25 protein-coding genes and 4 pseudogenes are annotated in these 21,644 nt (G+C 69.0%); 19 read left to right on the forward strand and 10 right to left on the reverse strand.

Going from position 1 to position 21,644, the window contains the following annotated elements; translation table 11 throughout:
* Positions 1-221 precede the first annotated feature (221 nt).
* The 5 genes and pseudogenes from OG562_RS25870 to OG562_RS25890 form a co-directional block, all read right to left on the reverse strand.
* Positions 222-464, reverse strand: a pseudogene (locus tag OG562_RS25870) (hypothetical protein); the annotation flags it as partial.
* A 65-nt stretch (positions 465-529) separates the two neighbouring features.
* Positions 530-820 (reverse strand): hypothetical protein, encoded by a 291-nt coding sequence (locus OG562_RS25875; protein ID WP_054238774.1) that lies wholly within the window; start codon positions 818-820, stop codon positions 530-532.
* Between the two features lie 98 nt (positions 821-918).
* Positions 919-1,521 (reverse strand): phage tail protein, encoded by a 603-nt coding sequence (locus OG562_RS25880; protein WP_266401741.1) that lies wholly within the window; start codon positions 1,519-1,521, stop codon positions 919-921.
* Between the two features lie 197 nt (positions 1,522-1,718).
* A complete protein-coding gene (locus OG562_RS25885) occupies positions 1,719-2,132 on the reverse strand; it encodes a hypothetical protein (protein ID WP_266401744.1) in 414 nt (137 codons plus the stop codon).
* Between the two features lie 492 nt (positions 2,133-2,624).
* Positions 2,625-3,122, reverse strand: coding sequence for a helix-turn-helix transcriptional regulator (locus OG562_RS25890; protein ID WP_266401745.1), 498 nt, complete (start codon positions 3,120-3,122; stop codon positions 2,625-2,627).
* Between the two features lie 221 nt (positions 3,123-3,343).
* On the opposite strand from OG562_RS25890, the gene OG562_RS25895 reads away from it, so the two are divergent.
* From OG562_RS25895 to OG562_RS25905, 3 genes are all read left to right on the forward strand, one after another.
* The gene (locus OG562_RS25895; RefSeq protein ID WP_266401748.1) at positions 3,344-3,715 is read left to right on the forward strand and encodes a WhiB family transcriptional regulator; all 372 of its coding nucleotides are present in this window, start codon (positions 3,344-3,346) and stop codon (positions 3,713-3,715) included.
* 184 nt (positions 3,716-3,899) lie between these two features.
* Positions 3,900-4,517: a hypothetical protein gene (locus OG562_RS25900; RefSeq protein WP_266409517.1), complete on the forward strand. Its 618-nt coding sequence runs from the start codon at positions 3,900-3,902 to the stop codon at positions 4,515-4,517.
* Positions 4,518-4,624: 107 nt separating this feature from the next.
* On the forward strand, positions 4,625-4,813 hold the full coding sequence (locus OG562_RS25905) for a hypothetical protein (RefSeq protein WP_266409519.1): 189 nt from the start codon (positions 4,625-4,627) through the stop codon (positions 4,811-4,813).
* 42 nt (positions 4,814-4,855) lie between these two features.
* Here the strand turns inward: OG562_RS25905 and OG562_RS25910 are convergent, their stop codons facing one another.
* Positions 4,856-6,142 (reverse strand): glycosyltransferase family 39 protein, encoded by a 1,287-nt coding sequence (locus tag OG562_RS25910; RefSeq protein ID WP_266401750.1) that lies wholly within the window; start codon positions 6,140-6,142, stop codon positions 4,856-4,858.
* A 177-nt stretch (positions 6,143-6,319) separates the two neighbouring features.
* Between OG562_RS25910 and OG562_RS25915 the strand changes: the two genes are divergently transcribed.
* The 6 genes from OG562_RS25915 to OG562_RS25940 all read left to right on the forward strand — a co-directional run bounded on the left by OG562_RS25915 (position 6,320) and on the right by OG562_RS25940 (position 13,487).
* Positions 6,320-7,378, forward strand: coding sequence for a glycosyltransferase family 2 protein (locus tag OG562_RS25915; RefSeq protein WP_266409521.1), 1,059 nt, complete (start codon positions 6,320-6,322; stop codon positions 7,376-7,378).
* Positions 7,379-7,645: 267 nt separating this feature from the next.
* Positions 7,646-8,017 carry a 30S ribosomal protein S12 gene (gene rpsL, locus OG562_RS25920; protein ID WP_003948652.1) on the forward strand — a complete coding sequence of 124 codons (372 nt, stop codon included), beginning with the start codon at positions 7,646-7,648 and terminating at the stop codon, positions 8,015-8,017.
* Positions 8,018-8,020: 3 nt separating this feature from the next.
* Positions 8,021-8,491 (forward strand): 30S ribosomal protein S7, encoded by a 471-nt coding sequence (rpsG, locus tag OG562_RS25925; RefSeq protein ID WP_020132641.1) that lies wholly within the window; start codon positions 8,021-8,023, stop codon positions 8,489-8,491.
* A gap of 39 nt (positions 8,492-8,530) precedes the next feature.
* Positions 8,531-10,657, forward strand: a complete 2,127-nt coding sequence (gene fusA, locus OG562_RS25930) for an elongation factor G (RefSeq protein WP_266401754.1) — start codon at positions 8,531-8,533, stop codon at positions 10,655-10,657.
* Between the two features lie 154 nt (positions 10,658-10,811).
* Positions 10,812-12,005, forward strand: a complete 1,194-nt coding sequence (gene tuf / locus OG562_RS25935) for an elongation factor Tu (protein WP_266401757.1) — start codon at positions 10,812-10,814, stop codon at positions 12,003-12,005.
* Between the two features lie 309 nt (positions 12,006-12,314).
* Positions 12,315-13,487 (forward strand): acyltransferase, encoded by a 1,173-nt coding sequence (locus OG562_RS25940; RefSeq protein ID WP_266401760.1) that lies wholly within the window; start codon positions 12,315-12,317, stop codon positions 13,485-13,487.
* Positions 13,488-13,501: 14 nt separating this feature from the next.
* Here OG562_RS25940 and OG562_RS25945 read toward each other — a convergent pair whose 3' ends face one another.
* From OG562_RS25945 to OG562_RS25960, 4 genes and pseudogenes are all read right to left on the reverse strand, one after another.
* Positions 13,502-13,759, reverse strand: a complete 258-nt coding sequence (locus OG562_RS25945; protein ID WP_266401763.1) for a hypothetical protein — start codon at positions 13,757-13,759, stop codon at positions 13,502-13,504.
* The gene (locus tag OG562_RS25950) at positions 13,756-14,103 is read right to left on the reverse strand and encodes a hypothetical protein (protein ID WP_266401766.1); all 348 of its coding nucleotides are present in this window, start codon (positions 14,101-14,103) and stop codon (positions 13,756-13,758) included. Before OG562_RS25950 ends, OG562_RS25945 begins: the two co-directional genes overlap by 4 nt.
* 83 nt (positions 14,104-14,186) lie before the next feature.
* Positions 14,187-15,045, reverse strand: a pseudogene (locus tag OG562_RS25955) (helix-turn-helix domain-containing protein).
* Positions 15,046-15,217: 172 nt separating this feature from the next.
* A pseudogene (locus OG562_RS25960) lies at positions 15,218-15,451 on the reverse strand (ATP-binding protein); the annotation flags it as partial.
* A 7-nt stretch (positions 15,452-15,458) separates the two neighbouring features.
* On the opposite strand from OG562_RS25960, the pseudogene OG562_RS25965 reads away from it, so the two are divergent.
* The 10 genes and pseudogenes from OG562_RS25965 to rpsS form a co-directional block, all read left to right on the forward strand.
* A pseudogene (locus OG562_RS25965) lies at positions 15,459-15,860 on the forward strand (DUF5753 domain-containing protein); the annotation flags it as partial.
* Entirely contained in the window at positions 15,857-16,042 is a 186-nt protein-coding gene (locus OG562_RS25970) for a DUF397 domain-containing protein (RefSeq protein WP_266401769.1), read from the forward strand. The pseudogene OG562_RS25965 and the gene OG562_RS25970, both read left to right, overlap by 4 nt.
* A gap of 68 nt (positions 16,043-16,110) precedes the next feature.
* Positions 16,111-17,451 carry an AAA family ATPase gene (locus OG562_RS25975; protein WP_266401771.1) on the forward strand — a complete coding sequence of 447 codons (1,341 nt, stop codon included), beginning with the start codon at positions 16,111-16,113 and terminating at the stop codon, positions 17,449-17,451.
* Positions 17,452-17,455: 4 nt separating this feature from the next.
* Positions 17,456-17,962, forward strand: a complete 507-nt coding sequence (locus OG562_RS25980) for a hypothetical protein (protein ID WP_266401773.1) — start codon at positions 17,456-17,458, stop codon at positions 17,960-17,962.
* Positions 17,963-18,394: 432 nt separating this feature from the next.
* Complete coding sequence (gene rpsJ, locus OG562_RS25985; RefSeq protein ID WP_003948644.1) at positions 18,395-18,703, forward strand: 30S ribosomal protein S10; 309 nt, start codon at positions 18,395-18,397, stop codon at positions 18,701-18,703.
* Between the two features lie 17 nt (positions 18,704-18,720).
* Positions 18,721-19,365: a 50S ribosomal protein L3 gene (gene rplC / locus OG562_RS25990; RefSeq protein WP_020132636.1), complete on the forward strand. Its 645-nt coding sequence runs from the start codon at positions 18,721-18,723 to the stop codon at positions 19,363-19,365.
* A gap of 7 nt (positions 19,366-19,372) precedes the next feature.
* Positions 19,373-20,029 (forward strand): 50S ribosomal protein L4, encoded by a 657-nt coding sequence (gene rplD / locus OG562_RS25995; protein ID WP_020132635.1) that lies wholly within the window; start codon positions 19,373-19,375, stop codon positions 20,027-20,029.
* Positions 20,029-20,448, forward strand: coding sequence for a 50S ribosomal protein L23 (gene rplW, locus OG562_RS26000; protein WP_266401777.1), 420 nt, complete (start codon positions 20,029-20,031; stop codon positions 20,446-20,448). The genes rplD and rplW overlap by 1 nt, the downstream gene beginning before the upstream one ends.
* A gap of 40 nt (positions 20,449-20,488) precedes the next feature.
* Positions 20,489-21,325: a 50S ribosomal protein L2 gene (rplB, locus tag OG562_RS26005; protein WP_097285858.1), complete on the forward strand. Its 837-nt coding sequence runs from the start codon at positions 20,489-20,491 to the stop codon at positions 21,323-21,325.
* Positions 21,326-21,337: 12 nt separating this feature from the next.
* Entirely contained in the window at positions 21,338-21,619 is a 282-nt protein-coding gene (rpsS, locus tag OG562_RS26010) for a 30S ribosomal protein S19 (RefSeq protein ID WP_266401783.1), read from the forward strand.
* Positions 21,620-21,644 lie beyond the last annotated feature (25 nt).

Raw genomic sequence — 21,644 nt, forward strand, 5'->3', positions numbered from 1 at the left:
GCGGCGGTTCGCCGTACCGGTCAGGCGAAGAACCGTGCCAACTGGACCGGGGACGGTGTCGCGTCACCGCGGTCGCCGGACCCCCGGACGGCCGACGGCGCCTGCGCTCCCGCTCCCGCTCCGGGTCCCGCTCCGGGTCCCGGCGCGGAGGAGAGCGCGTCCCCGTCCCACTCCTCCTCCGTCGAATCCGCCTCCCGCTCCTCCTCCGCCGCGATGCCGTCCGGGCGCGGCACCGGCGCCGGCGGTTCCGGCTGGTCGCCGTCCTCGGAGTTGACGCACAGGAACATCCAGTTCGCCGCCGCCAGATGGTCCACCGTGGCGGCCAGCAGATGATCGGTCACCGACCAGTCGGCGGCCTCGCCGTGCAGGTCCCGGTTGAGGGCGCTGTCGCGCGGCAGGTGTTTGACGAGCACCGCGAGCCGCCGCGCGGAGAGGCGGTCACGGTGCCAGTCGAGCAGATCGATGCCGTAATAGCGGAGCAGGTCCGCTTCGAGGGCCTCGGCGTGTTCGTCGACGAACCCGACGAGGCTCAGCCTTCCCCCAGGCCGAGCCCTGTCTCCTTGCCGTAGGCCTCCAGGATGGCGGCGATGTCCTGCATCGTGACCTCGTGCCGCTCGAAGCGGGCGAACTGCTGCTCGCCCATGAGCAGGCCGAGCAGCCCGTCCACGTCGTTGTCGTCGAGCTCCCGCAGCGCCTTCGCGGTGGCGCGGGTCAGCTCGGTGGGCAGGGTGAAGCTCTCGTCGTCGAGCTCGAACGACCAGGTGCGGCCGAGCGCTTCGAGGCGCTGGGCGCGTGCTGCGTTGACGTCGAAACGGGCCATGGTGATGGGTGCTCCTCGGGTACGTGAAAGGGGATGAGCCAAGGGGCCCGGGGTGGGGCGGGCCTGGGGCGACCCGCCCCACCCCGGTGGCCGAAGGGTCAGGACGCGGCGTACGCGGCGTCCTTCATCACGAAGCTGGCCAGCGCCGAACCGTCGGCGGCGGCCATCGCCGTGTAGGTGATGCCGAGCTGGGCCGGCGACTTGCGGGCCAGCTTGATGTCGTCCGCCGCCGTGACCTGGCCGCGCGGGACGCCGAAGCGGTACGTCACGGTGGTGCCGTCGCTGGCGCGGACGTCGGTGAACTCCAGGCCGAGGGCGCGCACGTCGGCGTACGGACGGTCGGCGATCTCGTACTTGTAGACGCCCGTCGAGCCGGTGACGGCCTCGACCGCGCCGCCGCCCATGAAGAACGGCAGCGTGTCCTCGTTGAACTGCAGCAGCGAGAACTTCAGGGTCAGGTCGCGGTCCGAGTACACGAAGTGCACCGGGCTGACGGCCTGCCACACGTCGACCGGCTCCAGCTTGTCCTTCTTGCTGAAGGTGACGCCCTCGCCGTTGGTGAAGCCGAGGTTCTTCCAGCCGGTGGCCCAGTCGGTGGACGGGTCGGTGGAGAAGGTCGTCGGAACCTTGGTGTCGGCGGCGGCGACGTAGAGGCGGCCTACGCCGGCGATGCGGATCTCGGAGGAGTTGGTACCTGCCATGGGTGGGTCTCCTTATGGAGGGTGGGTGAGGGTGGTGCGGGGTGCCGTATCCGGCGGTTCCGGGTACGGCGAAGGCCCCGCCGGCTCGGGGAGGCGAGGGGCGGGGCCTTCGGTCTGGGGGGCGCGGAGGGGCGTACGACGGGCGCACGGAGGGGCGTACGGAGGGGGGCGTACGTGGTCCGGCCGCGCGAGGTACGTCAGTAGACGTCCAGGTACACCTTGAGCACGGCCACATAGCGGTTGGCCGCGCGGTAGAGGTAGTCGGGCAGCCAGCGGGGGCCGTCCTGTTCCTCCACCTCGGTGAGCGTGTTCGTGCCGTAGCGGTTGCCGGCCGCCGCCATCAGCGCGCGGCGGGCCGAGTTGGCCAGGACGTGCGCTGCCTGCTTGGTCGGGCCGTACACCTCCAGCTCGATCAGCGGCTGGTCGACGTGGAGTTCACCGACCCAGGCGCCGCCGCGCCGGTTGACGAGCACGGCGGCGGTCGTGCCGTCGAAGCCCTCCGGCGGCTCGACGGCGACGAGCGCGGTGGAGAGCGCCGAGTCGGCCTCCAGGATGTCGACGACCAGAGCCTCGACGTCGGGGAAGGCGCTCGGTGGAGTGGGTGTGGTCATGCCGGGTCACCTCGCCGGAAGCGGGAAGAAGGGGAAGTCCGCCGGGCGGGCGCCGCACGGGGGCGGGAAGGGGAGGCGCGCGGCGCCTCGGCCCGGCGTACGGCGGCGGGTACGGCCCGTTTCGGTGCGGGCACAGCTCCGCCGCTGCACCAACTGTGACAGACGATCGTGCGCGCACGCAACTAAATCGGCGAGGCGGTTGCGCAAGAAGGCGCGGAGGGTGCGGCGCGAGCGGCGCGAGGCGGGGGAGCGCAGGTGGGGGAGAGGGGGAGGTGGGGGAGGGGCGGTGCGGGCGCAAAGGGTGGTGCGGGTGGGGCGTGCATAGGTGGGGTGCGCATACCGTGCATGCCCCGGCCGCCGTCGTCGAACGGAGCTCCCGTCGGCCCACGGGTGCCCGTCGATCGAAACGGCCGTTGCAGGTCAGCTGTATGTCAGGTGTAGGTCGGATGCGGGTCGGCTGTAGGCCGGTCGCGGCGGATCGGTGCGCCGGTGTCAGTCGGCGGCGGACGTCCCCGCCGCCGCTTCCGCCAGCACGCGCCCTTCCTCGCGGCCCGGGCCCGGCGGCCCCGCGGCCTCCGCCTCGGTGGGCAGGAACTGCTCCACCACCCGGACGAACATCTCCCGCCGGTCGGCGGGCACCCCCAGCAGGTCGGCGACCTCCTCGAGCGTGGGGCGACGGCCGAACTCCGCGCTGGGTGCGGGTGCGGCCAGGTAGTCGTGCGGGTCGGACAGCTCCTCGGCGGTCAGCCGGCCGGAGCGGATGAGCATGTCGCGGACCGGGACGCCGAGCACGCGCGCGAGCCTGCGCGTGGTCTCGAGGTCCGGCATGCTCTGGCGTTGCAGCAGGCGGGTGACGGCCGCGCGGTGCACGCCCGCCTCGTCCGCTATCCGCGACTTGCCGCCGCCGCGTGGACTGTCGATGTCGTAGCCGCGGTCGCGCATCAGGGCTTCGACCCACGCGGCGAACGCGTCCAGATCCTGGGTGGTCATCTCTGCTCACTTCCTTCGGGGGTGGCAAGAGCTTAGCTTGCTTGCGCGCACGGAATTACGTGCTCGCGTGCAAGCACTGAGGAAAATTCGCGCCGTTCATGGAGATTCGAGGGGAATCGCGGAGTCCGGTCGTCCGTAAATTCGTTGCGAGCGCGCACGCAATCTGTAAGTCTGGAGTGCGTTCGTTTCAAGCTCGTTCTCCGAACCGACAGGGGGGTCCCATGTCCACGCCCACAGCCGACTCCTGCCCACCGTCCCAGCCGGTCCAGCCGGTCCAGCCGGTCCAGCCGGTCCAGCCGGACCGGCTGGGACGAGCGGATCAACCGGATCGCGTACGTCCGTCCCGTGCCGTCGGCTGGCAGACCGCCGCCGCCTGCGCCGGGCTCTCCCCGCGCGTCGTCTTCTCCAAGAAGGCCAAGGAGGCCGCCCCCGCGCTGCGGGCCTGCGCCGCCTGCGCCGTGCGCAGCGCCTGCGAGGAGACGGTGGCGCCGGCCGAGAACTGGTTCGACGGCGTCTGCGGCGGCCGCCTCTGGCGCTCGGGCCGCCCGGTCCCGCTCCCCGCCCACCTCCTCCCGGGAGGCTTCCGTGGCTGACGAGCACCAGACCGCCCACCCGTCCGCCCACCCGGCCTCTTCCCGAATCGCCCCCGAGCCCGCTCACGCCCACCCGGCCCCGCACCCCGCCACCCCCGCGGCCTCCCGCCCGGCCACCCCCGCAAGCCCCTCCGCCCCCTCGGCCCCCTCGGCCCCCCACCCCGCAACCCAGGCCGCCCTCTGGATCACCACCCTTCTCCAGCAGTTCCCCGAACTCTCCAGGGAGTTGGTCCCCGGCCGCACCGCCCCCGCCGCTCGTCCGGCGGCCGTGCCCCGGCCCCCCGCCGACCTCGGCGCCCGGCTGCGCGAGGAGCGCGAGGAGGCGCTGCTCCTTCAGCAGCGGCACGGGCTCGTCGCCCTCGGACACAGTGCGGCCCCGCTGCGGCTGCACGTCTCCGACGCCCTGCGGGACATCACCGACGGCGTGGTCGAACTGGAGGAGGCCGTGCGCGACCGCCTGGGCCTGACCCGCCCGCGCCGTGCGCCCGTGCCCGAGCGGCTGCGTCGTATCGCCTCGCTGCTCGACGGCATCGCCGCCGACCCCGTGCTGGCCGCCCATGTGCGGGACGAGACCCGGCGGATGGCGCGCCGCTGCGCGCGGGCGCTCGGCGACAGCGAGACCGTCGTACGGGTCTCCGGCCGGTGCCCCTGGTGCGACTCGGTGTCGTTGCGGGCGTTCCCCGACCGCGGCGCCGTCCTGTGCGTCAACCCGGCCTGCCGCTGCTCCGAGCCGGACTGCGGCTGCCACGACGACCCCGCCTACCGGCACACCTGGGACGAGAGGGAGTGGGAGCGCGCATGACCGGCGGCAACACCCCACGCCTGACCAGCACCCCACGCCCGACGAGCACTCCACGCTCGACCAGCACTCCACGCCCGACCAGCGCGTCACGCCCGACGAACACCCCGCTGCCGACCCTGATCCCCGGACCCCTCGCCGCCCAGGAGGCCGGTGTCGCGCCCGCGACCATTCGCAAGTGGGTCCAGCTGGGCCACCTCAAGGCGGCCGGAAAAGCGGGCCGGGCCCAGCTCTTCCGCCTGGAGGACGTGTTCGCCGCCGAACGGGCCGCCCGCGGAGCCGACCGCAGAGCCCGTTGAGTCCGCAGAGCCCGTCGAGCCGCCGCTTTCAGAGGGGCCGGCCTACGGAATGCCCAGCTCGAAGATCACATAGTGGGCGTACCACCCGGACGCCACGGACGCCGTCGCGAAGAACACCGCCACGCTCGGCCACTTCAGCCGGCTCATCGCGGCCGCCGGGGCCAGCAGCAGCGGGAACGCCGGCAGCAGGTACCGCCCCGTGTTGCCGAACATCTGCTGGGTGCCCAGCACCGTCAGGATCGACGCCAGCGTGTACGCGACCAGCACCAGCGGCGGCTTCCTGCCCAGCATCAGCGCGACCAGGAAGGGCAGCGCCACCACCAGTTGCACGGCGAGCAGGTCCGGGACGGAGAAGGCGAACAGATAGTCGTGGCGACCGACCGCCGTGTTGCCCAGCACGTCGAGGGTGTAGGCGCCGAAGTCGAACTTGTGCGCCCACCCCTCACGCTGGAGCGTGAAATACGCGGTGAGGTCGCCCATGCTGAGGCCGACCCAGGTGATGTAGGTGAGCAGGCCGAGCGGCGCGGCGAACATCGCGTACAGGGGACCGGCGATCCCGTGCTCGCGCCTGCTCTCCCGCCGGGCGAGGGTCACGATCGCCGCGAGGCCCACCGCGCCGATGAGCGCGGCGGCGGTCGGCCGGTTCAGCCCGGCGAAGAAGGCGAGCAGCCCCGCCGCCATCCACCGGTGCTTCATCACGCAGTAGCAGCACCAGGCCGCGAGGGCGACGAACACGGACTCCGAGTAGACCGCCCACTCCACGCCCGCGCCGGGCGCCACCGCCCACAGTCCGGCGGCGATCGTGCCCGCCCGCACGCCCGCGAGCGTCGAGATCACGGCGTAGATCCCCGCGGCCGCGACGAAGGAGGCGAGGACCGAGACCAGGATCCCGGAGCCGTACAGGCCGAGGCCGGTGATCTCGGAGACGCCCCGGATCAGGCCCGGGTAGAGAGGGAAGAAGGCGACGGAGTTCTGCTTGACGGTGAACAGGCCGCCCGGGGCGAGCTGCTCCAGCGGCCGGGGCTCGTAGCCCTTCTCGGCGACCTGGAGGTACCACCAGCCGTCCCAGGTGGCGAGCACGTCCCACCAGTGGGCGCCGCCGCCGAAGCGCGGGTTCTTCTTCTGGTAGTCGTCGGCCCACTCCAGGAGCCAGGCGAACACGGTCAACCCCACGAGCTTCGTCACCCCGTAGAGGAGCAACGGAGCGAGGTACGGTCGTACACCGTCCGGCAGGGTGGGCCGGCGGATCGTGCGCGGCCGTTTCTGCTGCCCGTCGGGCTCGCCGGGCACGGCGGGGTCGGTCGCCGCGTCGCTGGAAGCCGTGCTCATGCCTGAGGTCCCCCCTGGGCCGACCGGCCGGACCCCGGGGCAACACCACCGTCCGGATGATCGTGAAGTGTGGTCATAAGATCGAACCAGAGTCGCACATGTGCGCCACAGGTTGGGGGAAGACGGGTGACCGACGCTTCGAACGTCACGGCCGCCGGCACGACCGCGCCGACCGTCCTGCCGACCGCCTTGCCGGTCGTCCTGTCGGTCGTCATACCCATGTACAACGAGGAAGAGGTACTTCCCGCGCTGGTCAGCAGGTTGCGCCCGGTTCTCGCCGATCTGGGGGCCGCCCTCGGGGCCGGCTACGAGGTGGTCGCCGTCGACGACGGCAGCACCGACCGCACCGCCGAGCTCCTCGCCGCCTTCCGGCTCGGCTGGCCCGAGCTCCGCGTGATCGGCCTGCGCCGCAACTCCGGCCACCAGGCCGCCCTCACCGCCGGCCTCGACCGGGCGGTCGGCGCATACGTCGTGAGCATCGACGCCGACCTCCAGGACCCGCCCGAGAAGATCCCCGAGATGCTGGCGCTGGCCCGCGGCGAGGGACTCGACATCGTGTACGGCATCCGGGCCGACCGGGCCAGCGACACCGGGTTCAAGCGGTGGACGGCCGGCCTGTACTACCGCCTGGTCCGCCGCCTCGCCGGACCCTCCGTGCCCGCCCAGGCCGGTGACTTCCGGCTGCTGAGCCGGGCCGCCGTGGACGCCCTGAAGGCCCTGCCGGACCAGCAGCGCGTCTACCGCCTCCTCGTGCCCTGGCTGGGCTTCCCCAGCGGCCGGGTCACCTACGAGCGCGCCCCGCGCCCGGCGGGCCAGAGCAAGTACCCCCTCGGCCGGATGATCCGCCTGGCCGTCGACAGCGTCACCGGCTTCTCGGCGGCCCCCCTGCGCATCGCCACCTGGCTCGGCGGCTTCGCCTTCCTGGTCTGCCTGGGTCTGATGGCCTACACCCTGAGCGCCCACGCCCTGGAGCACACCGTCCCCGGCTGGACGTCCCTGTTCATCGGCGTCCTGTTCATCGGCGCGGTCCAGCTGATCTGCGTGGGTCTGCTCGGCGAGTACGTCGGCCGCATCTACACCGCCGTACAGAACAGACCGACGTACTTCGTCGGCCACGACACGGCGACGGCGACGGACGCCGCTTCTACGGACTTCGCCTCTACGGACGCCGCCCCCGACGGGTCCGCGTCGGCGGACGAGGGCCCTGTACCACACCAGCTCGGGCATCGCGGGTAACCGCCGTCGCAACCCCCTCGTGTCGGCCGCGCGGCCCTTGTTTTGACCGGAGTGATTGCGCTGGGTACGCTCATACCTTGTGCCTGGGGTGTGCCCTGGCCCCCGTGCGTGTCTTCCCACCGCATACGGGGCCCGAGAGCGGCCACCGCAATCTGCGCCTTTTCCTGCCTCGCGGCGGGGGTTCGCGTGATTCGACACACCCGACCGCGTGGGTCGGCGATGTTCCAGGTTAGCTTCACCATTCGGCACACAGAAACCGGAGAAGTAGTGCCTACGATCCAGCAGCTGGTCCGGAAGGGCCGGCAGGACAAGGTCGAGAAGAACAAGACGCCCGCACTCGAGGGTTCGCCCCAGCGTCGCGGCGTCTGCACGCGTGTGTTCACGACCACCCCGAAGAAGCCGAACTCGGCCCTGCGTAAGGTCGCGCGTGTGCGTCTGACCAGCGGCATCGAGGTCACTGCTTACATTCCGGGTGAGGGACACAACCTGCAGGAGCACTCCATCGTGCTCGTGCGTGGTGGCCGTGTGAAGGACCTGCCCGGTGTTCGCTACAAGATCATCCGCGGTTCCCTCGACACCCAGGGTGTCAAGAACCGCAAGCAGGCCCGCAGCCGCTACGGCGCCAAGAAGGAGAAGTAAACAATGCCTCGTAAGGGCCCTGCCCCGAAGCGCCCGGTCATCATCGACCCGGTCTACGGTTCTCCTCTTGTCACGTCGCTCATCAACAAGGTGCTGCTGAACGGCAAGCGCTCCACCGCCGAGCGCATCGTCTACGGCGCCATGGAGGGCCTGCGCGAGAAGACCGGCAACGACCCGGTCATCACGCTGAAGCGCGCTCTCGAGAACATCAAGCCGACCATCGAGGTCAAGTCCCGCCGTGTCGGTGGCGCGACCTACCAGGTCCCGATCGAGGTCAAGCCCGGCCGCGCGAGCACCCTCGCTCTGCGCTGGCTCGTCGGCTACTCCCGCGCCCGTCGCGAGAAGACCATGACCGAGCGCCTGCTCAACGAGCTTCTCGACGCGTCCAACGGCCTCGGCGCCGCTGTGAAGAAGCGCGAGGACACCCACAAGATGGCCGAGTCCAACAAGGCCTTCGCGCACTACCGCTGGTAGTCGCTACCCACATCGAGACCGAGAGAAGACGAAAGCCTTATGGCTACCACTTCACTTGACCTGGCCAAGGTCCGCAACATCGGGATCATGGCCCACATCGACGCGGGCAAGACGACCACCACCGAGCGGATCCTGTTCTACACCGGCGTCTCCTACAAGATCGGTGAGGTCCACGACGGCGCCGCCACGATGGACTGGATGGAGCAGGAGCAGGAGCGTGGCATCACGATCACCTCTGCTGCCACCACCTGTCACTGGCCGCTTGCCGACGTCGACCACACCATCAACATCATCGACACCCCGGGCCACGTCGACTTCACCGTCGAGGTGGAGCGTTCCCTTCGTGTGCTCGACGGCGCTGTGACGGTGTTCGACGGTGTCGCAGGTGTCGAGCCCCAGTCCGAGACCGTGTGGCGTCAGGCGGACCGCTACGGCGTCCCGCGCATCTGCTTCGTCAACAAGCTCGACCGGACCGGCGCCGAGTTCCACCGCTGCGTCGACATGATCAGCAACCGCCTGGGCGCGACGCCGATCGTCATGCAGCTCCCGATCGGTGCCGAGGCCGACTTCAAGGGCGTCGTCGACCTGGTCACGATGAAGGCCTTCGTGTGGTCCGCCGAGGCGGAGAAGGGCGAGATGTACGACGTGGTCGACATCCCGGCCACCCACACCGAGGCTGCCGAGGAGTACCGCGGCAAGCTCGTCGAGACCGTCGCCGAGAACGACGACGAGATCATGGAGCTGTACCTGGAGGGCCAGGAGCCCTCGGTGGAGCAGCTGTACGCCGCGATCCGTCGTATCACCATCGCGTCCGGCAAGTCCCAGGACGTCACGGTCACCCCCGTGTTCTGCGGTACCGCGTTCAAGAACAAGGGCGTTCAGCCCCTGCTCGACGCGGTCGTGCGCTACCTCCCCTCCCCGCTCGACGTCGAGGCCATCGAAGGCCACGCCGTGAACGACCCGGAGGAGATCGTCAAGCGCAAGCCGTCCGACGACGAGCCGCTGTCCGCGCTGGCGTTCAAGATCATGAGCGACCCGCACCTCGGCAAGCTCACCTTCGTCCGGGTCTACTCGGGCCGCCTGGAGTCCGGCACCGCCGTGCTGAACTCCGTCAAGGGCAAGAAGGAGCGCATCGGCAAGATCTACCGCATGCACGCGAACAAGCGTGAGGAGATCGCGGCGGTCGGCGCCGGCGACATCGTCGCCGTCATGGGTCTGAAGCAGACCACGACCGGCGAGACGCTGTGCGACGACAAGAACCCGGTGATCCTGGAGTCCATGGACTTCCCGGCGCCGGTCATCCAGGTCGCCATCGAGCCCAAGTCGAAGGGCGACCAGGAGAAGCTGGGCATCGCGATCCAGCGCCTGGCCGAGGAGGACCCGTCGTTCCAGGTCCACTCGGACGAGGAGACCGGCCAGACCATCATCGGTGGCATGGGCGAGCTGCACCTCGAGGTGCTGGTCGACCGTATGCGCCGTGAGTTCAAGGTCGAGGCCAACGTCGGCAAGCCGCAGGTCGCCTACCGTGAGACCATCCGCAAGGCGGTCGACCGGGTCGACTACACGCACAAGAAGCAGACTGGTGGAACCGGCCAGTTCGCCAAGGTGCAGATCGCGATCGAGCCGATCGAGGGCGGCGACGCCTCGTACGAGTTCGTGAACAAGGTCACCGGTGGCCGTATCCCGAAGGAGTACATCCCCTCGGTGGACGCCGGTGCGCAGGAGGCCATGCAGTTCGGCATCCTCGCGGGCTACGAGATGACGGGCGTCCGCGTCACGCTTCTCGACGGTGGCTACCACGAGGTCGACTCCTCCGAGCTCGCCTTCAAGATCGCCGGTTCGCAGGCGTTCAAGGAGGCCGCGCGCAAGGCCAGCCCCGTGCTGCTCGAGCCGATGATGGCCGTCGAGGTCACCACGCCCGAGGACTACATGGGCGAGGTCATCGGCGACATCAACTCCCGCCGTGGCCAGATCCAGGCCATGGAGGAGCGTGCCGGCGCCCGCGTCGTGAAGGGCCTCGTGCCCCTCTCGGAGATGTTCGGCTACGTCGGAGACCTCCGCAGCAAGACCTCGGGTCGCGCAAGCTACTCGATGCAGTTCGACTCCTACGCCGAGGTTCCGAGGAACGTCGCCGAGGAGATCATCGCGAAGGCCAAGGGCGAGTAACGCACTCCGTTTGCACGCCGTAGGCTTGACTCCGGAGCCTCTCGGGGCAAACGCCCGCATTGCGGGATGTTTGCCCCTGGGCCCGGGCTTTCCAGCAAAGATCACCTGGCGCCGATGAGTAAGGCGTACAGAACCACTCCGTAGGAGGACCCCAGTGGCGAAGGCGAAGTTCGAGCGGACTAAGCCGCACGTCAACATCGGCACCATCGGTCACATCGACCACGGTAAGACGACCCTCACGGCCGCCATTACCAAGGTGCTGCACGACAAGTACCCGGACCTGAACGAGGCCTCGGCCTTCGACCAGATCGACAAGGCTCCCGAAGAGCGCCAGCGCGGTATCACCATCTCCATCGCGCACGTCGAGTACCAGACGGAGACGCGTCACTACGCGCACGTCGACTGCCCGGGTCACGCGGACTACATCAAGAACATGATCACCGGTGCGGCCCAGATGGACGGTGCCATCCTCGTGGTCGCCGCCACCGACGGCCCGATGCCGCAGACCAAGGAGCACGTGCTCCTGGCCCGCCAGGTCGGCGTGCCGTACATCGTCGTCGCCCTGAACAAGGCCGACATGGTGGACGACGAGGAGATCCTGGAGCTCGTCGAGCTCGAGGTCCGTGAGCTCCTCTCCGAGTACGAGTTCCCGGGCGACGACCTGCCGGTCGTCAAGGTCTCGGCGCTCAAGGCGCTCGAGGGCGACCCGGAGTGGGGCCAGTCCGTTCTGGACCTCATGGCGGCCGTCGACGAGGCGATCCCGGAGCCGGAGCGCGACGTCGACAAGCCGTTCCTCATGCCGATCGAGGACGTCTTCACGATCACCGGTCGCGGTACGGTCGTCACCGGCCGTATCGAGCGTGGTGTCCTGAAGGTCAACGAGACCGTCGACATCATCGGCATCAAGACCGAGAAGACCACCACCACGGTCACCGGCATCGAGATGTTCCGCAAGCTGCTCGACGAGGGCCAGGCGGGCGAGAACGTCGGTCTGCTCCTCCGTGGCATCAAGCGCGAGGACGTCGAGCGCGGCCAGGTCATCATCAAGCCGGGTTCGGTCACGCCGCACACCGACTTCGAGGCCCAGGCCTACATCCTGTCCAAGGACGAGGGTGGCCGTCACACGCCGTTCTTCAACAACTACCGTCCGCAGTTCTACTTCCGTACGACGGACGTGACGGGCGTTGTGACCCTCCCCGAGGGCACCGAGATGGTGATGCCGGGTGACAACACCGAGATGAAGGTGGAGCTCATCCAGCCCATCGCCATGGAAGAGGGCCTGAAGTTCGCCATCCGCGAGGGTGGTCGCACGGTGGGCGCCGGCCAGGTCATCAAGATCACCAAGTAGTTCTTGGCCGATCGACCCGGTAGCTCCAGCATGAGCTTCCGCTCTCGCTGAGCACCTGAGAGGGCCCGTACGACTCCGGTCGTACGGGCCCTTTCGCATGCCCGCACACCGGTGCGGCCGGGGCGGGCGTCGGGGCAGGTGAAGTCTGGGCGAACCCTGTGCGGCGGGGCCGCGACGCGCCGACGAGCGATCGGTCAAGCTTGCGAGGCTCGTGCGTGGATTGCACCTGTCTGCTCCCTGTGCGGTGGTTGTGGCGGCCGTAGTCTGATCGGCCGGTGCCCATCGGGCGGACCGGACCCACCGACGAGGATGACTGGCTTGGCTCTCACACGCGGTGCGCAGCCGCTGCCCCCGCTCACCGCACTGCCCCACCCGGCCGCCGGCCCCGCCCGGCCGGGACGCGAGCGCTCCCGCCGCCTCTACGCCGTGGACGGCATCCGCCTCCTCGCGGCCCTCATGGTCGCCCTGCACCACTACGCCGGCACCCGCCGCGTCAACCAGCCGCACAACCTCATCTGGGACCGCCCGGTCTCCGACATCATGCCGACGGTGTTCCACGTCGCGACCTACGGCTGGATCGGCGTCGAGATCTTCTTCGTGATCAGCGGCTTCGTGATCTGCATGTCGTGCTGGGGCCGGACCCCGCGCCAGTTCTTCGTGTCCCGGGTCATCCGCCTCTACCCGGCCTACTGGTTCGCGGTCCTCTTCACCACCGCCGTGCTGGCGGCGGCGCCGGGCGTCTGGGAACGCCTGCGCCTACGGGACGTACTCCTCAACCTGACGATGCTCCAGTCCGGTTCGGGCGTCCAGAACGTCGACGGCGTCTACTGGACCCTCTGGTCGGAGCTGCGCTTCTACCTGCTCTTCCTGGCGGTGGTCGCCACGGGCCTGACCTACCGCAAGGTGGTCGTCTTCTGCTGCGCATGGGGCGCGGCGGCGATGCTGGCGCCGGTGTCGAAGTGGCCTCTCCTGGAACTGATCGCCAACCCGGAGGGGGCCTGGTACTTCATCGCGGGCCTCGCCCTCTACCTGATGCACCGCTTCGGCCAGGACGTTCTGTTGTGGGGGATCCTCGCGATGTCCTGGCTGATGGCTCAGAAGGAACTGGGCACCCGGATAGACGAGGTCGAACACGTGTCGAGCTGGCGAGGAGCGGTGCTGATCTTCACGGCGTTCCTGCTGCTCATGGTCTCTGTCGCCCTCGGCCACACGGACCGCATCCGCTGGCGCTGGCTGGCGACGGCGGGAAGCCTGACGTATCCCCTCTACCTGATGCACTACGCGGCGGGTACGGCGGTCATCAGCCGCCTGCGCGACGAGATGGACCCCCGGCTGCTGGTGGCGGCGGTCCTGACCGGCTTCCTGCTGCTGAGCTGGGCGGTTCACCGGTGGGTGGAGCGGCCGCTGGCGGGGGCGGTGAAGCGGGGGTTGGAGGGGGCGTTCGGGCGGGTGCGGGGGGTTGGGCAGGGGGCCCGGGGTTGATCGGGCGGGGTGGTTCAGAACCCCAGGTGGGTTATCTGCACGATGTAGACGCGTTCGCTCCGCACGACGACCTGGTAACTGAACATGCCGCCCGGGACGATGATGTCGTGGCCCGTCGGGTCGACGTCCTCGTGAGCCCGGCCATGGACGTGAAGAGCTTCAGCCGCCCTGACCAGCTCATCGGCCCTGAGCTCCACCGCGGCGAGGAAGTCCGGAGGCGCGGTACGGGCGGCTTCTTCGGCTCCGAACGCGTACTCCCACTTCCAGCTCACTCGCGCACGGCCTTCATCGCCTCGTCGAGAACCGCACTCAGTTCGCGAAGGGCTTCCCGGGCGACGGCCGGATCCTCGTGCTCCAGGTTGTTCTCCGCCTGTGTATAGCGGACTGCCAGGTCAGGGCGTCGTGCGATCTCGATGTCCCTGGCCCAGGACAGGACCCAGCTCTGGACCGGACTGAGGGACTGCCACTCGACCGCCTTGGCGAAGGCCTCGTCCTTCATGGCCTGCATCTCGTCCAGGCGGCCTGGAGCTATGAGGGCGAGTGCTGCACGCAGAGCATCAGGAGTCAGTTCAGGACGCGGGATCAGCTCGTGTCCGTGGTTGGCCTGAGTGCTCATGGTGTCCTCCAGGGGATGCCCAAGCCAGAGTATCCGTCCGGGGTGACAGGACAGCGGGGCGCGAGGAAGACGGGAGGCAGGCATCAGGCGGCCCCGGGCCCGGGGGCCCGGCAGTCGCGGCAGAGGCCTGGTTCCGGGGCGTGGAAGGCACGGTCGCAGCCGTCGCAGTTCTGGAGGCGGGTGCGGGGCGGTGGGGGAGAGGGCGGGGGCCGGAAGGGAGGTGGGGGCGGTAGGTCGGCGGCGAGACGGTGGGCCAGGAGGGCGGCTGGGCGGCGTAGGTCCTCGCGAGGGAGGTCCGCCGTCAGGGCCTGGCGTAGGGCGACGGGGCCGACGTCCCGCTCCAGCCAGGCCGCGACTCCCGGGCGCGAGGTGGGCCGTGTCGAGGGCGGAGAGCAGGAGGCGGGGGTCGTGGCGGCGCAGGCCGGCGAGCACGTCGGTGGCCGTCTGGAGGAGCTCCGGGGCCGGGTACGCGGGCTGCGGCACGGCCGGGAGCGCCTTGCGGGGAGCCGGGCGTCGCTTCGGGGCGGGGGCGGGCCTGGGGTGGTCTTCTGCGGTCCCGCGGTGGCCTGGCCGGTTGCAGGAGATCGTGCGGGTGACAATCCGGCCGCCGGGGATGCGTTCGCGTTCGCGGCGCAGGTAGCCGTGGGTTTCCAGTTCGCGCAGGGCGGCGGCGATCCGGGTCGTGCCCTCGGGGAAGCGGGCGGCGAGGGTCTTGATGTCGACGGGGGTGTTGGCCGGGATGGACTGGATGTACACACCGAGTCCGATGGCGAGTCCGGACAGCTCCGGGTGCTGGGCGAGGTGGTTGCCGATCACCGTGAAGTGGGTGGTGTGGCGGACGTTGTCGTGGACGACGCCGGAATGGGGCCCCCTGCGAGGGTGGTTTTTGCCCGGGATACGGGACTGGGGGCGCGGGGGCGCGCTAGGGTTTTCTGTGTCCATCGGGAAGCTCTTTTCTTCCTCGTGGGCGTCCATCGGGAAGCTTTGCACTTCCTCGGTGGTTAGGCCCTCGCACTGGGATGCCAGTCCCTGCGGGGGCCGTCGCTTTTTCTGCGGCTGTTGTGCTGAGAGTAGGGCAGGCAACCCGTCCCGAATCCAGCCCAGTTGGGCATATTCACTCGCGGGAGTGAGTTTGCGCTGTGGGCGGGAGGGGTGGGGCTTGGTGGGGTTCTTTCACCCCGGTGGTCCTTTGGAAAAGACCGCCCCCGCCACCGAAACACGACTTCGCGGGTTCCGGTGAAACCCGCACTTCGGCCCACACCGTCTTGCGTGGACGCCGCCCCTCCGCTACTCCCCAACGGTCGGCGAGCGTGTCCACGAGCAGCAGCCCCCGGCCCGATTCGCCCTCCGGGTTCATCACCGCTCGTGTGGGACGCAAGTCCGTGTTCGAACGGGACCCCATGCCAGAACTCGGGTTCATCCTGGAAGAGTGGACGCTACGACGTCCGTTCGGCGGGAGGGCGACATTGCGCAGGCAGCTCGAACACCTGCTGGAGACAGGGCGGTTGCGGAACGTCGAGCTTCAGGTGATGCCGATGGATCGCGAGGAACATGCGGGGCTGGCTGGTGGCATCGAGGTGCTGAAGTTCGGAGACGGCTCCGCTCTTGGGCGTTCGCCGGCGGTGGCCAACGGCCGGGCGGTATCCGACCTGAAGCAGCTCCGTATCCTTGAACTGCGGTATGGCATCATCCGAGCTCAGGCGCTCACTCCACGTGAGTCGTTGGCCTTCGTCGAGCAACTGCTGGGGGATACATGATCCGGGACCTGGTGTGGTTCAAGAGCAGCTACAGCAGCAGCTCCGAGGGCGACTCCTGCATCGAAATCGCCACCACCCCCGTCGCCATCCACGTCCGTGACTCCAAGGTCGCCGACGGCCCCACCTTCAACGTCGCCTCGGCCGCATGGACGGAATTCGTGGCCCACGCCTCAGACCGTTAGACGGCCCGAGCGCGTTGCTGCTTAGCTGGGTGGTGATCGTGACCCGCGGCCGGTGAGAGAGGTGCCTGGTGGACACTCCGCGACTGGAGGAGGTGCGCCTGACCTCTTTCAAGAGCTTCACCGAACAGCGTCTGCCGCTCAACGACCTGACGGTGCTCATCGGCCGCAACGGCAGCGGCAAGTCGAACGCCCTGGACGGACTGATGGTGCTGTCCCGGCTGGCGGCGCTGGGGGAGTCGCTGCGGGACGCTCTGGACGGTCCGCGCAGCGGTGGCGAAGAGCCGGTCCGAGGAGGTGCGGGGGGTTGCGCGCCACTGGGGGAGCTGTCGTTTCGGCTGGGCTGCCGGGTCCGGTCCGGGCAGGCCGTCTACGACCTCGATGTGGAGATCGCGACCTTCCCCGAGGTACGGGTGCTGCACGAGGAGCTGACGGCGGTCGAGGGCGTGCGCTACGCGGGCCGGCGACTGGGGGCAGGCCGCCCCCTGCTGGTCAGCGACCCGGCGGACGTCCGGCGAGGCGACCTCAACGTGCGGTGCTTCAACGGGCGGCGTGGCACGGACCCGGGCATGCCGTTCTCCTCGGACCGCCTCCTGACGGGCCAGGTGCCGCTGCGCGTCCCGGTGACCACCGAGGCGAACAAACTGCTCCACGAGGCATCCCAGGACGTCCTCGGGGTCCTTCGCGAGGTCTTCATGCTGGATCCGGTCCCGCACCTGATGAGGCAGTACGTGAACTCCCGTGACGGGGAGCTCAGGCGCAGCGGCGACAACCTCAGCGCGGCCGTCGTGGAGCTGATGAGAAAGGACCGGGCAGCCTTCACCCGGCTCACCCAGCTGGTGGCCGGCATGCCGGAGTACCCGGTGCGGGCGATCGGCTGGGTGGAGACAAGGTTCGGCGACGTGCAGCTCCTCCTGAAGGAGGCGGGCTATCACGGAGCGGAGCACGACGTCCCGGCGAGGCTCCTCAGCGACGGCATGCTCCGCTTCCTCGCCTTCGGCACGGCGCTGCTCAGCGCTCCGGACGCGGACGACGAGGCGCTCGGCTGGGCTCAGCGCCACCTGGTCATCGAGGAGATCGAGAACGGTCTCTACCCCACGCAGGCCGCCCGGGTGCTGCACCTGATGAAAGAGGAGTCGCAGCACCGCCGTATCGACGTCCTGTTCACCACGCACAGCCCGGCCCTGCTCAACTCCCTCACCGCCGAGGACCACTCCGGCGTCGTCGTGTGCACCAGGGATCCGGAGTCGGGCGAGAGCAGGCTGACGCGGCTCACAGAACTGCCGGGCTATGTGGATCTTCTCGCCGCAGGCGATCTGGGGGACGCGGTGAGCAAAGGGCGGCTGCCCGACGCGCTGCGCCCCCGGGACACGGGCGTGGACACCGTCGAGGACTTCCTGAGGAGCCTGTGAGCGCGTGAGCAAGCGGTCCGGTACCGGGTTCCAGCGGCCCGTCGTCGACTTTCTGGACACGTCGGTCTTCGTCGAGATCCTCGACGTTCCCTACATGAACGACCACAGGTCGGACGTCCTGGCCGAGATGGACGCCCGCCTCCGGGCCGGAGTCAGCTTCGTCCTGCCCACCGCGACGGTGATCGAGACCGGCAACCACGTCTTCCAGGTCAAGGACGGCTGGGCCCGGCGACGCTGTGCGGACGTGTTCATGAAAACCCTGCGCAGGACCGCACAGGGCGAGGCTCCATGGCGGCTGCACGAGCGAACCTGGGACGGAGCGTTCCTCGCCTCCCTGTGCGACGGCGGCAGCACGGGCATGGATCTGAGCGAGCACGCGGCGACCGGGCTGCTCGGCACCGGGGATCTCAGCATCGTCGCCGAGCGCGACCTCTACGCGTCCCGCGTCCAGGCCCGGGTACGCGTCTGGACCCTGGAGCAGTCCATGGGCACCTGGGCCGACCCGGTCTGACCCGGCCCGATCCGTCGCGCGTTTGACCTACATCACTCTCGGGGTATTCTCTCCGGCTCGATTGGCGGACCCCCTGCCCCATATGGCAGACTAGCGGGGTTGCTCGGTCGAGTGTTGATGCTGCGCGCCTCCCGCCGGGAGGACCGGAAGCGAGTCCCACAGTACTCGTCGCCCTAACTGCCTGATGGCAGCGCTGGGGCGGACGTACGGGAATCTTTCGGGAAGTGTCAGTGCAGCGCCGACCAGGCACCCGGTGGGCCTTTCGCTCCCGGCTTGCGGTTCCGGAAGGGCCGTGCTTACCCGGCAGGGATGTTCGAACAAGGGGCATCTGTGTCGGTGACAGCGCGACACACCCGACCGCGTGGGTCGGAGAAGCGAGTGACGGAACACCCGGTTCCAGAGCGTTAAAAGAGACAGGACTACTGAGTAGCCATGGCGGGACAGAAGATCCGCATCCGGCTCAAGGCCTACGACCACGAGGTCATCGACAGCTCGGCGAAGAAGATCGTCGAGACGGTGACCCGCACTGGTGCGTCGGTCGCGGGCCCGGTGCCGCTGCCCACTGAGAAGAACGTGTACTGCGTCATCAAGTCGCCGCACAAGTACAAGGACTCGCGCGAGCACTTCGAGATGCGCACGCACAAGCGCCTGATCGACATTCTCGACCCGACCCCCAAGACCGTTGACTCTCTGATGCGACTCGACCTCCCGGCCGGTGTCGACATCGAGATCAAGCTCTGAAGGCCGGTGATCTGAGAATGGCTAAGCAGATCAAGGGCATCCTGGGCGAGAAGCTCGGCATGACGCAGGTGTGGGACGAGAACAACCGTGTTGTTCCGGTCACCGTCGTCAAGGCCAGCCCCAACGTCGTGACCCAGGTCCGTACGAACGACAGTGACGGCTACGAGTCGGTCCAGATCGCCTTCGGCGAGATCGACCCGCGCAAGGTGAACAAGCCCCTCAAGGGTCACTTCGCCAAGGCCGACGTCACCCCCCGTCGCCACCTCGTCGAGATCCGCACCGCGGACGCCTCCGAGTACACGCTGGGCCAGGAGATCACCGCTGAGGTGTTCGAGGCCGGCGTGAAGGTCGACGTGACCGGCAAGAGCAAGGGCAAGGGCTTCGCCGGTGTCATGAAGCGTCACAACTTCAAGGGCCTCGGCGCCGGACACGGCACCCAGCGCAAGCACCGCTCTCCCGGTTCCATCGGTGGCTGCGCCACCCCGGGCCGCGTGTTCAAGGGCCTCCGCATGGCGGGTCGCATGGGCAACGAGCGTGTCACCACCCAGAACCTGACCGTCCACGCCGTTGACGCGGAGAAGGGTCTGCTGCTCATCAAGGGCGCTGTCCCCGGTCCGAACGGCGGCCTCGTCCTGGTCCGCACCGCGGCCAAGGGGGCCTGAGGTACCGATGAGCACTGTTGACATCCTTTCGCCTGCAGGCGAGAAGACCGGAAGCGTCGAGCTCCCCGCGGAGATCTTCGGCGTGGAGAAGATCAGCATCCCGCTGATCCACCAGGTCGTCGTCGCGCAGAACGCGGCTGCCCGCCAGGGCACGCACAAGACCAAGCGCCGCGGTGAAGTCCGCGGTGGCGGTAAGAAGCCTTACCGTCAGAAGGGCACCGGCCGCGCGCGCCAGGGCTCGACCCGCGCGCCGCAGTTCGCCGGCGGTGGCGTCGTCCACGGCCCGCAGCCGCGTGACTACTCCCAGCGGACCCCGAAGAAGATGAAGGCTGCCGCTCTGCGTCACGCCCTCACCGACCGGGCCCGCCACAACCGCATTCACGTCGTCACCGGCGTGATCGAGGGCGAGGCTCCCTCCACGAAGGCCGCTCGGACGCTGTTCGGCAAGATCTCGGAGCGCAAGAACCTGCTCCTGGTCGTCGACCGCGCCGACGAGGCCGCGTGGCTGTCCGCCCGCAACCTGCCCCAGGTGCACATCCTGGAGCCGGGCCAGCTGAACACGTACGACGTGATCGTCTCGGACGACGTGGTCTTCACCCAGGCCGCTCTCGAGTCCTTCGTCGCCGGCCCGCAGGCCAACGACACCGAAGGGAGTGACGCCTGATGGCTACGCGTCACCCGAGCATCGCCCCCAAGGCTGCGAAGGCCGCCAAGGCCGCGCGCGTCGCCAAGGCACGCCGCCACGCCGCCGAGGGCAAGAACACCGTCGTCACCGCGCCCAGCAAGGCGTACACGGACCCCCGTGACGTGCTGCTGAAGCCGGTCGTGTCGGAGAAGAGCTACGCGCTCCTCGACGAGAACAAGTACACGTTCATCGTCGACCCCACCGCGAACAAGACCCAGATCAAGCAGGCCGTCCAGGCGGTCTTCTCGGTCAAGGTCACCGGGGTCAACACGATCAACCGCCAGGGCAAGCGCAAGCGCACCAAGACCGGTTTCGGTCAGCGCGCGAGCACCAAGCGCGCGATCGTGACCCTCGCTGAGGGCGACCGTATCGACATCTTCGGCGGTCCGACCGCCTGACGGCGGTCCGGATCGTCCGATATCGGACGAGGACTGAGAAATGGGAATCCGCAAGTACAAGCCGACTACGCCGGGCCGTCGTGGCTCCAGCGTCGCCGACTTCGTCGAGGTCACGCGGTCCACGCCGGAGAAGTCGCTGGTTCGCCCCCTGCACAGCAAGGGCGGCCGTAACAATTCCGGTCGTGTGACCGTTCGCCACCAGGGTGGCGGACACAAGCGCGCCTACCGCGTCATCGACTTCCGTCGCCATGACAAGGACGGCGTGCCGGCGAAGGTCGCGCACATCGAGTACGACCCCAACCGCACCGCGCGCATCGCGCTGCTGCACTACGCGGACGGCGAGAAGCGCTACATCCTCGCCCCGCGCAACCTGCAGCAGGGCGACCGCGTCGAGAACGGTCCCGGGGCCGACATCAAGCCGGGCAACAACCTGGCGCTCCGCAACATCCCGGTCGGTACCACGATCCACGCGATCGAGATCCGTCCCGGTGGCGGCGCCAAGTTCGCCCGCTCCGCCGGCGCCTCGGTGCAGCTGCTGGCGAAGGAGGGCACGATGGCCCACCTTCGTATGCCCTCCGGTGAGATCCGCCTGGTCGACCAGCGCTGCCGCGCCACGGTCGGCGAGGTCGGCAACGCCGAGCAGAGCAACATCAACTGGGGCAAGGCCGGCCGTAAGCGCTGGCTGGGCGTCCGCCCGACCGTCCGCGGTGTGGCGATGAACCCGGTTGACCACCCCCACGGTGGTGGTGAGGGCAAGACCTCCGGTGGTCGCCACCCGGTCAGCCCCTGGGGTCAGAAGGAGGGTCGTACTCGTTCGCCGAAGAAGGCTTCGAACAAGTACATCGTCCGCCGCCGCAAGACGAACAAGAAGCGCTAGGAGCGGGTTTAGATGCCGCGCAGTCTCAAGAAGGGGCCCTTCGTCGACGACCACCTCGTAAAGAAGGTGGACGCCCAGAACGAAGCCGGTTCCAAGAACGTCATCAAGACCTGGTCCCGTCGCTCGATGATCATCCCGGCCATGCTGGGCCACACGATCGCGGTGCACAACGGCAAGACCCACATTCCGGTGTTTGTCACCGAGTCGATGGTCGGCCACAAGCTCGGCGAGTTCTCGCCGACGCGCACCTTCCGGGGTCACGTCAAGGACGACCGGAAGTCGAAGCGCCGCTAACGCGGGGTGGAATGACCATGACAGA

Origin of the sequence: Streptomyces sp. NBC_01275, assembly GCF_026340655.1 — a bacterium.
Lineage (GTDB): Bacteria > Actinomycetota > Actinomycetes > Streptomycetales > Streptomycetaceae > Streptomyces.

Excerpts from the sequence above, each read along its gene's own strand:
- OG562_RS25875 (WP_054238774.1), bottom strand. The coding sequence starts at position 820 with ATGGCCCGTTTCGACGTCAACGCAGCACGCGCCCAGCGCCTCGAAGCG.
- OG562_RS25880 (WP_266401741.1), bottom strand. The coding sequence starts at position 1,521 with ATGGCAGGTACCAACTCCTCCGAGATCCGCATCGCCGGCGTAGGCCGC.
- OG562_RS25885 (WP_266401744.1), bottom strand. The coding sequence starts at position 2,132 with ATGACCACACCCACTCCACCGAGCGCCTTCCCCGACGTCGAGGCTCTG.
- OG562_RS25890 (WP_266401745.1), bottom strand. The coding sequence starts at position 3,122 with ATGACCACCCAGGATCTGGACGCGTTCGCCGCGTGGGTCGAAGCCCTG.
- OG562_RS25895 (WP_266401748.1), top strand. The coding sequence starts at position 3,344 with ATGTCCACGCCCACAGCCGACTCCTGCCCACCGTCCCAGCCGGTCCAG.
- OG562_RS25910 (WP_266401750.1), bottom strand. The coding sequence starts at position 6,142 with ATGAGCACGGCTTCCAGCGACGCGGCGACCGACCCCGCCGTGCCCGGC.
- rpsG (WP_020132641.1), top strand. The coding sequence starts at position 8,021 with ATGCCTCGTAAGGGCCCTGCCCCGAAGCGCCCGGTCATCATCGACCCG.
- fusA (WP_266401754.1), top strand. The coding sequence starts at position 8,531 with ATGGCTACCACTTCACTTGACCTGGCCAAGGTCCGCAACATCGGGATC.
- OG562_RS25940 (WP_266401760.1), top strand. The coding sequence starts at position 12,315 with ATGACTGGCTTGGCTCTCACACGCGGTGCGCAGCCGCTGCCCCCGCTC.
- OG562_RS25950 (WP_266401766.1), bottom strand. The coding sequence starts at position 14,103 with ATGAGCACTCAGGCCAACCACGGACACGAGCTGATCCCGCGTCCTGAA.
- OG562_RS25970 (WP_266401769.1), top strand. The coding sequence starts at position 15,857 with ATGATCCGGGACCTGGTGTGGTTCAAGAGCAGCTACAGCAGCAGCTCC.
- rpsJ (WP_003948644.1), top strand. The coding sequence starts at position 18,395 with ATGGCGGGACAGAAGATCCGCATCCGGCTCAAGGCCTACGACCACGAG.
- rplC (WP_020132636.1), top strand. The coding sequence starts at position 18,721 with ATGGCTAAGCAGATCAAGGGCATCCTGGGCGAGAAGCTCGGCATGACG.
- rplD (WP_020132635.1), top strand. The coding sequence starts at position 19,373 with ATGAGCACTGTTGACATCCTTTCGCCTGCAGGCGAGAAGACCGGAAGC.
- rplW (WP_266401777.1), top strand. The coding sequence starts at position 20,029 with ATGGCTACGCGTCACCCGAGCATCGCCCCCAAGGCTGCGAAGGCCGCC.
- rplB (WP_097285858.1), top strand. The coding sequence starts at position 20,489 with ATGGGAATCCGCAAGTACAAGCCGACTACGCCGGGCCGTCGTGGCTCC.
- rpsS (WP_266401783.1), top strand. The coding sequence starts at position 21,338 with ATGCCGCGCAGTCTCAAGAAGGGGCCCTTCGTCGACGACCACCTCGTA.